Source organism: Frigoribacterium sp. Leaf186 (assembly GCF_001423905.1).
In the GTDB taxonomy this organism is placed as follows: domain Bacteria; phylum Actinomycetota; class Actinomycetes; order Actinomycetales; family Microbacteriaceae; genus Frigoribacterium.
In genome coordinates this window covers 316857-330230 of sequence record NZ_LMPQ01000001.1, presented here as the reverse complement: position 1 = coordinate 330230, position 13374 = coordinate 316857, and the positions used below count along the sequence as shown (strand labels likewise).

Below are 13374 nucleotides of genomic sequence, written 5' to 3'. Positions count from 1 at the left end.
GCGCCCCTCCTGGTCGGAGGGGCGCCGTCGTCACGACACGTCGGGGTGGGGCGTCAGCGCGGACGACCCGACCGCACCTTGAAGGGGTCGACGCCCTTGGGGATCGGCAGGCCGTTCTGACCGAGCGACTGGAGGCGGTTGCTGACCGCGAGCACCTCGTTGCGGTTGATGGACGACTTCAGCTTGTTCATGCGTCCGGCGAGCTTGTGCAGCGGGACGGCGTCGGCGTCCGGGCCGACGTTCAGCACGTGGACGGGCACGTTCGGCAGGATGCGCGTGATCTTGCGGCGCTCCTCGTCGACGAGGCGACGGGTCTGACCGGCACCGCCCTCGGCGATCAGCACGACGCCGGGCCGGCCGACAGCGCGGTAGACGGCCGACTGGCTGCGGCCCTGGACGGCGACGGGCATCTCGGCGGCCCGCCAGGCACGACGCAGGCCGCTCTTCATGACGGCCCCGACGGCGCCCGGCTGGCCCTCGATCTGCGAGTAGGCGGCACGCTCGGCCTTGCGGCCCAGCACGATCAGCACGAGCAAGAACCCGAGCATCACGCCGACGACGATGTACAGCACGAGGGCGAGGACGTTGCCGTCCGTCAGCAGCAGCGCTGCGGCCACACCGAGCAGCACCGGTACGAAGAACGCCAGCAGCATCATCGGCAGCGCCGTCTTGTCGATGCGGCGGGTCATGGTGAAGACCTGCCACATCTGCTTGAGACGGCCGGGTTCTTTCGGCGGTTTCGGGGACGTGTTCTCGGGGGACGTGCGTCGAGCCATGTCGACCAGGATACGGGGTCGGGCGGGCTCACGGGTCCTCCACAACGGACCCGAACCGTCGGTGGTCGACAGGGGCGGGGACGGCGCCTCCGCGAGGGGCGCCCGATCGATGAGCATCGGGCCATGACGAACGAGACGGCCGGCCCCTATCGCGTGCTCTCGCGACGTCTCGACGGCGACGTCGAACGCCTCAGGGCCGAGGCGCCCGACGGGCGTCGCGTCGTGCTCAGGAGGCGCGGGTCACGACCGGCGGTCGCGCCTCCCGTCGCCGAGGCGGTCGCCTTCGCCCAGGCGGACCACCCGCACGTGGCACGTCTCGTCGACGTCTTCACGGGCCCGACGGGGGAGCTCGTGCTGGCCTTCGACGACGTCGGGGGCGACCCCCTGCCGTCGTGGCTGGCCGCGCGTGGGCGCCCCGAGACGGGTGAGGTGGTCACGCTCGTCGTCCCCGTGCTCGGTGCCGTCCAGCACCTGGCCCGCCGCGGTGTGGCCCTGTCTGCGCTGGGTGTCGACGACGTCGAGATCGACGGGCGAGGGGCGCCCGTGATCGTGGGACTCTCCGGGGCGTCGGCGGCCGGCCCCGACGCCGAGTCCGCCTCGTTGCCCGTCGCAGCCGAGTTCGCCCGGTCGATGGTCGGACGTGCGACCCGACCCGGCGTGGGTGGTGCGGCACCGTCCCTCGACCCGACGACGTTCGAGTCGCTGGTCGAGTCGGTCTTCGACCTCGGCGAGGCCGTGCCGCTCTCGAGCGTGGACGCGCCGGACGGCGACCTGCCGGCGGGCCACGACGTCGAGACCGTGCCGCCGGACGAGCCGGCGGCCTCGGCCTGGTGGGCCCTGCTGCCCGAGTCCGAGGTGGTCGACAGGATCGTCGCCTGGCTGCCCGGTCTTCGGGTGCAGAACGTGGTCGCCGGCTTCCGGCGGGTCCGGCCCCGCTACCGGGCGCTCGGAGCCGGGGCCGTGCTGGTGGGTGCGGCGGCCCTCGTGCTGGGGACGACGGCGACGGGAGGCACCGGCCCCGGGGAGGCCGTCTCGGGTGACGCCGTCGCCGCCGGGACCCCGGCCGCCGAGGTGGTGGCGACGGCCGTCCCGGCGACGCCCGACGATCGATCGGTCACCGACGAGCCGGTGGTCACGGACTCGCCGCGGGACGAGGCGTCGACGGCCGCGCCCCGCGTTCCCGGCCGGTCGCGGACGACGGGCGATCCGGACGAGGTGGCCGTGCTCGGCGACGACGCCGGCGCGGCTGCCGCGGTGCTGCTTCGAGCGAGGCTCGAGTGCCTCCGAGAGGCCACGCCCGCCTGCCTCGCGGCCGTCGACCAGGCGGGGTCGCCGATCGCGCTGCGCGATGCGACCGTGCTCGACGACCCGTCGCTCGCAGGCGAGCGGACGTTCTCCGTCGAGCTGACGGGGGAGTCCTCGGCGACGGGTGGCGCGGTCCTCCTGGCGGCCCGGGGCCCCGACGGCAAACCGGCCTCGGTCCTCGTGATGAGGACCGAGGCCGGTTGGCGGCTTCGCGACGTGTTCGTCGGCGGGTGAGGCGTCGGACGCCTCAGACGACGATCGTCAGATGCCGAGCTTCGACGTGAAGTCGCCGCCTTCGAGACGATCCTTCACGGCGACCAGGAAGCGTGCGGCGTCAGCACCGTCGACGATGCGGTGATCGTACGACAGGGCCAGGTAGACCATCGAGCGGATCGCGATGGACTCCGAACCGTCCGCCTTGATGACCACGGGACGCTTCACGACGATGCCCGTGCCGAGGATGGCCACCTGCGGCAGGAAGACCACGGGGGTGTCGAACAGCGCACCGCGCGAACCGGTGTTGGTGACGGTGAACGTGCCACCGGCCAGCTCGTCGGGCTTGAGCTTGTTGTCGCGCGTGCGCTGGGCCAGGTCGGCGATCTGGCCGGCGATGCCCGCCAGGTCGAGGTCGGACGCATTCTTGAGGACGGGCGTCAGGAGGCCCCGCTCGGTGTCGACCGCCATGGCCACGTGCTCGTGGTCGGGGTAGACGATCGAGTCACCGTCGACCGTGGCGTTCAGTTTCGGGTGGGCCTTGAGGGCTTCTGCTGCTGCCAGGGTGAAGAACGGCAGGAACGACAACTTGTTGCCGGTCTTCTCGAGGAACGCACCCTTGTGGGCGTCGCGGAACGCGGCCACCTTCGTGACGTCGACCTCGACCACGCTGGTGAGCTGGGCCATGGCCTGCATCGACTGGACGGCGCGCTCGGCGACGACCTTGCGCAGACGCGACATCGGCACGGTCGTGCCCCGCAGCGGCGAGACCTCGATCGGCGCCGGGCCGGCGGACTCGGGCGTGGCGGCGGCCGACGACGTCGCGGCCTCGGCGGCGGCGAGGACGTCCTCCTTGCGGATGCGTCCACCCACTCCGCTTCCGGTGAGGGTCGAGATGTCGACACCCTTCTCGTTCGCGAGCTTGCGGACGAGGGGCGTCACGTACCCGACGGGTGCACCACTGCTCGGTGCCGGGGCAGCCGGGGCCGGGGTGGCCGACTCCGACGAACCGGTCGCCGGCGAGGGGGTGGGGGCCGACGGGGCGGGCTGCTCGCTGCTCGGCTGCGTCGCCTCGGGCTGGGCGGCAGCGGGCTGCTGCCCGGCGTCGTCCTGCTTCACGGCGGGCGCCGGGTCCACCGCGTCGGCGGGCTCCGGGGCACTCGCGGCGGATTCCTCGCCGGGGGCGGGAGCCGCGGAGGATGCGACGACGGGCTCTTCGGCCTCGGCCTCGGCCGGTGCTTCGGGGGCCTGCTCGGGTTCGGCGGCAGCCTCGGGTTCGGCGGCAGGTGCCTCGGAGGCGCTGCCGTCACCGATGCGGACCAGTGCGGTGCCGACCTCGACGGTCTCGTCCTCGCCGACCAGGATCTCTTCGATCACGCCGGCGACGGGGGAAGGAATCTCGGTGTCGACCTTGTCGGTCGAGACCTCGAGCAGCGGCTCGTCGACCTCGACGCGGTCACCGACGTTCTTCAACCAGCGGGTGACCGTACCCTCGGTGACACTCTCACCGAGTGCCGGGAGGTTGACGGATTCGCTCATCTGTGGGGCTCCTTTGACGACATTGTGTGTCTGTGGTTGCTGTGATGGTGGTGCGGGCCCCTGCCGGGCAGGAGCGGGTGGTGCTCGCGGGTCACATCGCGTGGAGGGGCTTGCCGGCCAGGGCCAGCATCGCCTCTCCGAGTGCCTCGTTCTGGGTCGGGTGCGCGTGGATCAGGGGCGCGACGTCCTCGGGATAGGCCTCCCAGTTGACGGCGAGCTGTGCCTCGCCGATCAGCTCGCCCACGCGGGCTCCGATCATGTGGACGCCCACGACGGGTCCGTCGACGACGCGGACGACCTTGACCGAACCGCTCGTGCCGATGATGTGGCTCTTGCCGTTGCCGGCGAGGTTGTAGTCGTAGCTCGTGACCTTGTCGGCACCGTACTGGTCGGCCGCCTTGACCTCGGTGAGCCCGACCGACGCCACCTCGGGGTCGGAGTAGGTGACCTTGGGGATGTTGACGTCCGAGATGACCTGCGGCTTGAGGCCCGCGATCTCTTCGGCCACGAAGATGCCGTGCTGGAAGCTGCGGTGCGCGAGCTGCAGGCCGGGGACGATGTCGCCGAGGGCGTAGACGCCGGCGACGTTCGTCGCGAGGCGTTCGTTGGTCAGGACGAAACCGCGGTCCATCGTGATGCCGACCTCTTCGTAGCCGAGACCGGCCGTCGAGGGCCCGCGGCCGACGGCGACCAGCAGGAGGTCGGCGTCGAAGGTCTTGCCGTCCTCGAGGGTCACGACGACGCCGTCGTCGTTCTGCTCGACGCCCTGGAAGCGCACGCCGAGCGAGAACGCGATGCCGCGCTTGCGGAACGCCCGCTCGAACTGCTTCGAGATCGACTCTTCCTCGTTGGGGACGAGGTGGGGCAGCGCCTCGACGATCGTCACGTCGACGCCGAAGCTCTTCCAGACGCTGGCGAACTCGACGCCGATGACGCCGCCGCCGAGGATGACGACCTTGTTCGGCACGTGGTCGAGGGCGAGCGCGTGCTCGCTCGTGATGACCTTGCCGCCGATCTCGAGACCCGGCAGGCTGCGCGAGTACGAGCCCGTGGCGAGCACGACGTTCTTGGCCTTCAGGGTGGTCTCGCCGACCTGCACGGTCGACGGGGACGTGAGCTTGCCCTCGCCCTCGACCGTGGTGATGCCACGAGCCTTGACGAGGCCCTGCAGTCCCTTGTACTTGCTGGCGACGATGCCCTCGCGGTACGAGGTCACGGCCGCGATGTCGATGCCGTGGAAGTCGGTGTTCACGCCGTACTTGGCGGACTCGCGCGACACGTCGGCCACCTCGGCCGAGTGCAGCAACGCCTTGGTGGGGATGCAGCCGCGGTGCAGGCAGGTGCCCCCGACCTTGTCCTTCTCGACGAGTGCGACGCTCAGGCCCAACTCGCTCGCTCGCAGCGCTGCGGCGTATCCGCCACTTCCGCCGCCGAGCACCACCAGGTCAAAATTCTGTTCCGACACCCAGCAACTCCCTCGTGCGTTCGGCGGTGCCCCGACGCCGAGGCGGGGCCGTCGCGGTGGCGACGACGCCCGACCCCGAACCGACCGCACCGTTCGGCGGCGTCGTCGTGACGCACGTCGGCGGATGCTCTCGGGGGACCGATCTCAGCGGGTTTCTCCCGCCCCCACGACCCTACTACGCAGCGGAAAACTTGTCGGCCAGCTCGATCAGGGTGCGGACGGACACGCCCGTCGACCCCTTGGCCGTGTAGCCGTAGCCGCCGCCCTTGTTGTTCGACGGTCCCGCGATGTCGAGGTGGGCCCAGGGGATGGGCGTCGTCGAACCCTCGCGGGTCCCGACGAACTCGTTCAGGAAGACCCCGGCCAGCAGCATGCCGGCTGCGGTGTTGCCAGGGGTCGCGTTCACCAGGTCGGCCACGTCGGAGTTCAGGCGGGCCCGCAGCTCTGCGGCGAGCGGCATGCGCCAGAAGGTCTCGCCGGCCGCGTCGGCGACCGAGACGATCTCGGTGGCCAGGTCGTCGTTGCCCATGACGCCCACGTACCGGGTGCCGAGCGCGACGACCTGCGCGCCCGTCAACGTCGCGACGTCGACGATCGCGTCCGGTTGTTCCTCGCTGGCCGCCACGAGCCCGTCGGCCATGACCAGACGCCCCTCGGCGTCGGTGTTCGTGACCTCGACGGTCGTGCCGCCCTTGATCGTGAGGACGTCGTCGGGCCGGATGGCCGTGCCGCTCGGCATGTTCTCGGCGATGCAGAGCCACGCGGTGAGCCGGACGGGCAACGCCAGCTTGGCGACGGCCACCGTCACCGCGAGCACCGTGGCGGCGCCCGTCATGTCGTCCTTCATGCCGAGCATGCTCGCGGCGGGCTTGAGCGACAGGCCGCCCGTGTCGTAGGTGATGCCCTTGCCCACCAGGGCGAGGTGCTTCGTCGCGCCGGCGGGGGAGTACTCCACCTTGACGAGACGGGGCCCCCGGCTCGAGCCCTGGCCGACGCCGAGGATGCCGCCGTAGCCGCCGTCTCGCAGGGCCTCCTCGTCGAGGACGGTCACCGAGAGGGCGTCGCCCGAGGCGTGCTGGACCGCGAAGTCGGCGAGTGCCTGGGGGTACATCTGCTGCGGGGGAGTCGTCGCGAGGTCGCGCACGGTGTGCACCGCCTCGGCCACCACGGTGGCTCGTTCGACGACGGCGGCCGGCACCTCGACCGACGTCGCGAGGACGACCTCGCGGGCGTGCCGACGGCTGTCCGAGGCCGACGCATGACGGAACGAGTCGAACTCGTACGAGGCGACGGCCGCGCCCTCGAGGGCGGCGAGCGCGTCGAGGTCGTCGGCGACCGGCAGGGCGAGCACGACGCGGTCGACGGCGGTGAGCTGACGCACGGCGGAGCCGGCGGCGTAGCGGAGGCCCTCGGCGGTGACGGAGTCCCCGAGGCCGACGAGCGCGACGATCGAGGCGGTCACGCCGTGGCCGGGCACCTTGACGAGCTCGTCGCGGGCGCCGGTCACTCCGAGCGCGGCGAACGAGTCGGACAGCCCCTCGACCCGGACGGTCGCCTCGGGCCCGTCGGCCCCCTTGACGACCCCGACGACGAGGACGTCGGCCTCGGCGGTGGTCGGATCGGACGAGAGGACGGAGAGCGTGGCGACGGTCATCGGGCCATCGTATCCACCGCGCTGTTCGCTCTCGGCACGTGGCCGCAGGCCCCGGTCGACGACGGCCGATGCCTAGCATGGACACCATGCACGACCCCGCAGCCCTCTACGATCTCAGCCCCGACGCCGACGACGTGCCCGAAGGGCTGCCGCTCGTCGCAGGCCTGACCGGGTTCGCCGACGCGGGCTCGGCGGTGAGCCAGCTCGCGGACTACGTCCTCGACGCCCTCGACCACACCCTCGTGGCCACGTTCGACGCCGATGAGCTCCTCGACTACCGGGCACGTCGTCCGACCTTCACGTTCGACCAGGACCACATCTCCGAGATCGAACCCTCGACGCTGTCGCTCCACCTCGTCCGAGACGACCTCGGTCAGCAGTTCCTGCTGCTCGCGGGCTTCGAACCCGACTTCCAGTGGCAGCGCTTCACGGCGGCCGTCGTCCAACTCGTCGAGCGCTACCGCGTCTCGACCACGACGTGGGTGCACTCGATCCCGATGCCGGTGCCCCACACCCGGCCGATCGGGGTGACGGTCAGCGGCAACCGGTCCGACCTGGTCGAGGCCATGTCGGTCTGGAAGCCCGTCACGCAGGCACCCGCCAACGCGCTCCACCTCGTCGAGCACCGGCTCGGCGAGACCGGCCACCCGACGGCCGGCTTCGTCCTCCTCGTGCCCCACTACCTCGCCGACACCGAGTTCCCCGACGCCGCGGTCGCGGCCCTGTCGAGCATCAGCGCGGCGACCGGCCTGATCTTCCCCACCGACCGCCTCCGTGAAGAGGGTCGCGAGTTCCTGGTCAAGGTCGACGAGCAGGTCGCGGGCAACCACGAGCTCTCCCGCCTCGTCGCCACCCTCGAAGAACGACACGACACCTACATGCAGGGCAACCCCCTGCCCTCGCCGCTGACCGACCAGGACGGCCAGGTGCCCACGGCCGACGCCCTGGCGGCCGAGCTCGAGAAGTTCCTCGCCACCCGGCGGGTGGACGGCGACGGCGACGACCGCGACTGACCCGCACCGCGCCTCCCGGGTGCGTCCCGTCGTCCGGGCGCAGGAGGCGCGGGCCGGCGGCCAGCCCCCCGTCGGCTAGTGTCGCGGGGTGAACTCCGCCCGCGCCTGGCTCGTCTGGGGTGCCGCCGTCTTCGCCTACGTCGTCGCCGTCCTGCAGCGCTCGTCGCTCGGCGTCTCGGGCGTCGAGGCCCAGCAGCTCTTCGGCGTCTCGGCGTCGACCCTGTCGACCCTCGCGGTCGTCCAACTCGTCGTCTACGCCGGACTGCAGATCCCCGTGGGCGTGCTGCTCGACCGCGTGGGGCCCAAGAGGCTCATCGTCGCCGGCGCCGTGCTCCTCGCCGCGGGTCAGCTGGTCGTCGCGCTCTCGCCGCCGACGATCGGCGTGGCGGTCGCGGGTCGCGTGCTCGTCGGGGCCGGCGACGCCATGACGTTCATCTCGGTCATCCGGCTGCTGCCCGCGTGGTTCCGGGGCCCGATCCTGCCGCAGGTGTCGCAGTGGACGGGCAACGTCGGTCAGCTCGGACAGGTGCTGTCGGCGGTGCCGCTCTCGATCGTGCTGCACGGAGCGGGGTGGACGCCGGCCTTCCTGAGCGCCGCGGCCCTCTCGGTGGTGGCCGCCGTGGTCGTGGTGCTGGTCGTCAAGGAGTCCCCGGTCGGCCGCATCCGGTCCGAGGCGGTCGTCACCTGGGCCGACGCGGGGCGGCAGCTCGGTCAGAGCGTGCGACGCCCCGGCACCCGCCTGGGTTTCTGGTCGCACTTCGTCACGCAGTCCTCGGGCACCGTCTTCAGCCTGCTCTGGGGCGTGCCGCTGCTCGTGGGCGGTCTCGGGTTCTCGACCGGTGAAGCCTCGGGGATGCTCTCGCTGCTCGTGTTGTCGGGCGTCGTCGCGGGACCGGTGCTGGGCGTCCTCGTGGCGAGGTACCCCATGCGGCGCTCGAACCTCGTGCTCGGCATCGTCACGATGCTCGGCGTGGTGTGGACGACGCTGCTGGCCTGGCCCGGCACGCCGCCGCACTGGCTCGCCTACGTCCTGGTCGTCGCGCTGGGGGTGGGAGGCCCGGGGTCGCTCATCGGCTTCGACTTCGCCCGCACGTTCAACCCCCTCCGCAGCCTCGGCGTCGCCAACGGGGTGGTGAACGTCGGAGGGTTCCTGGCCAGCTTCGTCATGATGTTCCTCATCGGCGTGGTCCTCGACCGGCTCGACTCGGCTCGCGTCGCCTCCGGCCAGCTGAGCGACCTGTTCTCGTTCGAGTCGTTCCGCATCGCCCTGCTGGTGCAGTACGTCGTGGTCGGCGGGGGAGTCGTGGCGCTCCTGGTCGAACGGGGGCGCACCCGGCGCGGCCTCCGCCTCGAGGAAGGAATAGAGGTCGCCCCCCTCTGGGTTGCCCTCAGCAGGCGGTGGCAGGCCACGCGGTGGCGCCGCAGGGGTGGACCGATCGCCTGACCCGGCACGTGTCGTCCGGCCCGCGCCGGACGTGCAATAATGAGACACGGACCCGTTCATGTCCATCGATCGAGAGCACGAGTCGGCACAGCCGACGCGCTTCCGGCCGAGGACTTGACATGGGTCCTCGTACTGCCCGAATTCGGCCGACGCCCAGTGCCGGTCGACGTCCCCACCGGCGCACGAGAACGCGACGACCGCGTCCGGCCAGGACGTACCGAGAACTGAAAGGTGTTCGCATGGCTACACGCACCAAAGCGACCACGGCCCCCGACGAGGCCGTGAGCGACGACACGGCCGCCGAGGCCGAGACCACGGCTCCCGCCGCCAAGAAGGCGCCGGCGAAGAAGGCCCCCGTCAAGAAGGCGGCCGCCAAGGCCCCGACGAAGGCTGCGGCGGCGAAGAAGGCCGCCGCCTCCGCGGCGACCGACGACGAGGTCGACGCCGACGCCGTCGTCGACCCCGCGGCGACCGACGAGGCCGACGCCGACAGCCCGACCCCGGCCCCCGAGATCCTGCCGACCGGCGCGCTGGTCATCTCTCAGGACGACGACGACGAGATGCCCGTCTATTCGACGACCATCACCGGCGCGACCGCCGACCCCGTCAAGGACTACCTCAAGCAGATCGGCAAGGTCGCCCTGCTGAACGCGGCCGAAGAGGTCGAGCTCGCCATGCGCATCGAGGCAGGGCTCTTCGCCGACGACAAGCTGGCCAACAGCACCGGCCTGAGCCGCGAGCTCGAGCGCGAGCTGCGCTGGGTGTCCCGCGACGGCCAACGAGCCAAGAGCCACCTCCTCGGCGCCAACCTCCGCCTCGTGGTCAGCCTGGCCAAGCGCTACACCGGCCGCGGCATGCAGTTCCTCGACCTGATCCAAGAGGGCAACCTCGGGCTCATCCGCGCCGTCGAGAAGTTCGACTACACCAAGGGCTTCAAGTTCTCGACCTACGCCACCTGGTGGATCCGTCAGGCGATCACCCGTGCCATGGCCGACCAGGCGCGCACCATCCGCATCCCGGTCCACATGGTCGAGGTCATCAACAAGCTGGCCCGCGTGCAGCGCCAGATGCTGCAAGACCTCGGTCGCGAGCCCACGCCCGAAGAACTCTCGCGTGAACTCGACATGACGCCCGAGAAGGTCGTCGAGGTCCAGAAGTACGGTCGCGAGCCCATCTCGCTGCACACGCCCCTCGGTGAAGACGGCGACAGCGAGTTCGGTGACCTCATCGAAGACACCGAGGCCGTCGTGCCCGCCGACGCCGTCGGCTTCACCATGCTGCAGAAGCAGCTGGAGTCGCTGCTCGACAGCCTGTCCGAGCGTGAGGCCGGCGTCATCCGCATGCGCTTCGGGCTGGGCGACGGCATGCCCAAGACCCTCGACCAGATCGGTGACACGTTCGGCGTGACGCGAGAGCGCATCCGCCAGATCGAGTCGAAGACGATGGCGAAGCTTCGCCACCCGTCGCGATCGCAGTCGCTCCGCGACTACCTCGAGTAGGCCCGTGCGTTATCTGGTCCCCGTCCTGGCCGGCCGTCTCGTCCGGGCCGTCGCCCGACTGCGAGGCGGCGGTTCGGCGTACCCGGGGCGCACCGTCCTCACGCTCGCCCCCGACTTCCTGACGCACGTCTCGTCGCAGTTCGAGCGCGGCGTGGTCTTCGTGCTCGGCTCCAACGGCAAGTCGACCACGACGATGATGCTGACCGAGACCCTCCGCGCCCACGGCCTGAAGGTGTTCACGAACCCGACGGGCGCCAACCTGCCCCAGGGCATCGCGTCCGCGTTCCTCCGCGAGGTCACTCCGTTCGGTCGCGTCCGCGACGACATCGGCGTCATCGAGGTCGACGAGGCGTTCGCCGTCGAACTCACGAAGTCGCTGCATCCGTCGACCGTGTTGATGTTGAACGTCCAGGTCGACCAGCTCTACCGGTTCTTCGAGACCGAGCGCGTCGGCACGATGATGACCGACACGGCGGCCGAGGCCACCACCGCGGTCGTCACGAACCGCGACGACCAGCACCTCGGTCCGTACCAGGGCGTGGGACGCCAGGCCGTGACCCGGTTCGGCGCTTCGCCCGAGGTCGTCGCGGCCTCGCCCAACGGCCTGCAGAACGCGCACGACTTCAGCCGTCGGGCCGACGACTCCCTGGTGGCAGAGACCGAGGTCACCGCCCTCACCGGCAACGGGGCGACCATCACCGTGTCGGGCACTCCGATCGAGGTCCGCCTGCCCGCCCGCGGGCTGCACTACGCCGTCGACGCCGCCGCGGCGCTGCAGACCGCGTCGGTCGTCCTGGGCCACCCCGTCGACCCCGACGCCGTCCGTCGGGCCTTCGACGGGATGAAACCCGCCTACGGGCGCGGCGAACGCATGTCCCTCGGCGACGACGAGGCCGAGTTCATCATGTTCAAGAACGCGGCGAGCCTGCAGCTCAACCTGGACGCGCTCCCTCAGGACGTCGAGCAGGTCATGCTGGCGATCGACGAGGGCACGCCCGACATCTCGTGGATCTACGACATCGACTTCTCCCACCTGGACCACGTCGACGTCCTGGCCGGTGCCAAGGCGTGGCAGCTGGCCCTGCGGCTCGAGCACGAGGGCATCCCCGTGCACGTCATCGAAGAGGACATCTCGAAGGCCATCCGGCTCATGAGGGCACTGCCGTCGTCCGGCGACCACACGAAGCACTTCGTCACGAACTACGAGCAGATGATGCTGGCGCGCCGCATCCTCGGCCACCCCGACCTGGAGAAGACCGCGTGAGCGACGACGTCCTCCGAATCGTCCACCTCTACCCCGAAGAGCTCGGCGTCAGCGGCGACCGGGGCAACGTGACCACCCTCGCCGTCCGCGCCCGACGTGCCGGCATCGAGAGTTCCGTCCTCGAGTACCGCGTCGGCGACGACGTGCCCACCGTGGCCGACGTCGTCGTGGTCGGTCACGGGCCGTTGTCCGGTGTCCGCTCGGTCTCCGCCGACGCCCGACGCCTCGGTCCCGCCCTCGACGCGTTCGCCGCCTCGGGCGTCCCGGTGGTGGCGGTGGGCGGCGGTCTCGAGCTGCTGAGCCGTGGCGTCGAGACCGTCGAGGGCGAGACCGTCGACGGTGTGGGCTTCTTCGACGCCCTCGTCCGACGCGGTGCACCCCGCCGGACGAACTACCTGACGGTGACCACGGACTACCAGGGCGATGAGCTCACGCTCTTCGGCTTCGAGGACCACGCCGCCCACCTCGAACTCGGCTCCGGTGCGGAAGCCTTCGGCTCGGTGGTCCACGGCGGTGGCAACGGTGACGGCCGCGAGGGCGTCCTGCGGGGAGTCTCGTTCGGCACGCAACTCAAGGGGCCCGTGCTCCCGCTCAACCCCACGTTGACCGACCGGGTGCTGCGCGTCGCGCTGAGCCGCCGCATGATCTCGTACGCGTCGGGCACCGCACACGCCAAGCTCGACGAGTACGCCGCCGCATCACAGCGAGTGATCGCCGACAACCTCGAACGGTCCTTCAAGGCCATGTGACCTCGCCGTCGGCGCACGCACACGCACGACGAAGGCCCCGCACCGATCGGATGCGGGGCCTTCGTCGTGCGTGCGGGCCGGGCTGTGGTCCGGCGTTGACGCGGCGTCTCAGTGGGCGAGGAGCTTCGAACTCTCGTCGAGCCACTCGATGGCGGTGGGCTGCAGCTTCTCTTTGAACTTCGCGCCGTGGTGGGCGCAGAAGAGCAGTTCGCCTGTGGCCATGGTGGCGCGGATGTAGGCCTGGGCCCCGCAGCTGTCGCAGCGGTCCGCGGCGCTCAACTGGTAACGGGAGCCGAGCTCGTCGACGGCGGTCTGGTCGGTGGCCATCTGAGTCATGTGATGCTCCTCCTGACGGTGGTGCGGTGGGTGGTGACACTCATCAAAACACGCCGACGTCGGTATCGCGTGACATCGGCCCCGATTTCGCTCATCGCGTAGTGCGGACGGCCCGAT

General features: G+C 70.9%; 11 protein-coding genes. 6 read left to right on the top strand and 5 right to left on the bottom strand.

Annotated elements, in window-relative coordinates:
* Window positions 1–53: 53 nt before the first annotated feature.
* Window positions 54–776 carry a DUF4191 domain-containing protein gene (locus ASG05_RS01585; RefSeq protein ID WP_056256535.1) on the bottom strand — a complete coding sequence of 241 codons (723 nt, stop codon included), beginning with the start codon at window positions 774–776 and terminating at the stop codon, window positions 54–56.
* A gap of 123 nt (window positions 777–899) precedes the next feature.
* On the opposite strand from ASG05_RS01585, the gene ASG05_RS01580 reads away from it, so the two are divergent.
* The gene (locus tag ASG05_RS01580) at window positions 900–2315 is read left to right on the top strand and encodes a hypothetical protein (RefSeq protein WP_056256532.1); all 1416 of its coding nucleotides are present in this window, start codon (window positions 900–902) and stop codon (window positions 2313–2315) included.
* A gap of 27 nt (window positions 2316–2342) precedes the next feature.
* On the opposite strand, the gene sucB is transcribed toward ASG05_RS01580, so the two are convergent.
* From sucB to ASG05_RS01565, 3 genes are all read right to left on the bottom strand, one after another.
* Entirely contained in the window at window positions 2343–3833 is a 1491-nt protein-coding gene (gene sucB, locus ASG05_RS01575; RefSeq protein WP_056256529.1) for a 2-oxoglutarate dehydrogenase, E2 component, dihydrolipoamide succinyltransferase, read from the bottom strand.
* A gap of 91 nt (window positions 3834–3924) precedes the next feature.
* Complete coding sequence (gene lpdA / locus ASG05_RS01570; RefSeq protein ID WP_056256526.1) at window positions 3925–5298, bottom strand: dihydrolipoyl dehydrogenase; 1374 nt, start codon at window positions 5296–5298, stop codon at window positions 3925–3927.
* Between the two features lie 175 nt (window positions 5299–5473).
* Window positions 5474–6952: a leucyl aminopeptidase gene (locus ASG05_RS01565; protein WP_056256523.1), complete on the bottom strand. Its 1479-nt coding sequence runs from the start codon at window positions 6950–6952 to the stop codon at window positions 5474–5476.
* An 86-nt stretch (window positions 6953–7038) separates the two neighbouring features.
* Here ASG05_RS01565 and ASG05_RS01560 point away from each other — a divergent pair, with 86 nt between their 5' ends.
* From ASG05_RS01560 to ASG05_RS01540, 5 genes are all read left to right on the top strand, one after another.
* Window positions 7039–7965 carry a proteasome assembly chaperone family protein gene (locus ASG05_RS01560; RefSeq protein WP_056258232.1) on the top strand — a complete coding sequence of 309 codons (927 nt, stop codon included), beginning with the start codon at window positions 7039–7041 and terminating at the stop codon, window positions 7963–7965.
* An 88-nt stretch (window positions 7966–8053) separates the two neighbouring features.
* A complete protein-coding gene (locus tag ASG05_RS01555; RefSeq protein WP_056256522.1) occupies window positions 8054–9409 on the top strand; it encodes a nitrate/nitrite transporter in 1356 nt (451 codons plus the stop codon).
* A 239-nt stretch (window positions 9410–9648) separates the two neighbouring features.
* Window positions 9649–10908: an RNA polymerase sigma factor gene (locus ASG05_RS01550; RefSeq protein WP_056256520.1), complete on the top strand. Its 1260-nt coding sequence runs from the start codon at window positions 9649–9651 to the stop codon at window positions 10906–10908.
* A gap of 4 nt (window positions 10909–10912) precedes the next feature.
* The gene (locus ASG05_RS01545) at window positions 10913–12172 is read left to right on the top strand and encodes a MurT ligase domain-containing protein (protein WP_056256517.1); all 1260 of its coding nucleotides are present in this window, start codon (window positions 10913–10915) and stop codon (window positions 12170–12172) included.
* The gene (locus ASG05_RS01540; protein WP_056256516.1) at window positions 12169–12921 is read left to right on the top strand and encodes a hypothetical protein; all 753 of its coding nucleotides are present in this window, start codon (window positions 12169–12171) and stop codon (window positions 12919–12921) included. The genes ASG05_RS01545 and ASG05_RS01540 overlap by 4 nt, the downstream gene beginning before the upstream one ends.
* Before the next feature lie 108 nt (window positions 12922–13029).
* On the opposite strand, the gene ASG05_RS01535 is transcribed toward ASG05_RS01540, so the two are convergent.
* Window positions 13030–13257 carry a hypothetical protein gene (locus ASG05_RS01535; protein ID WP_043592677.1) on the bottom strand — a complete coding sequence of 76 codons (228 nt, stop codon included), beginning with the start codon at window positions 13255–13257 and terminating at the stop codon, window positions 13030–13032.
* Window positions 13258–13374: the final 117 nt, after the last annotated feature.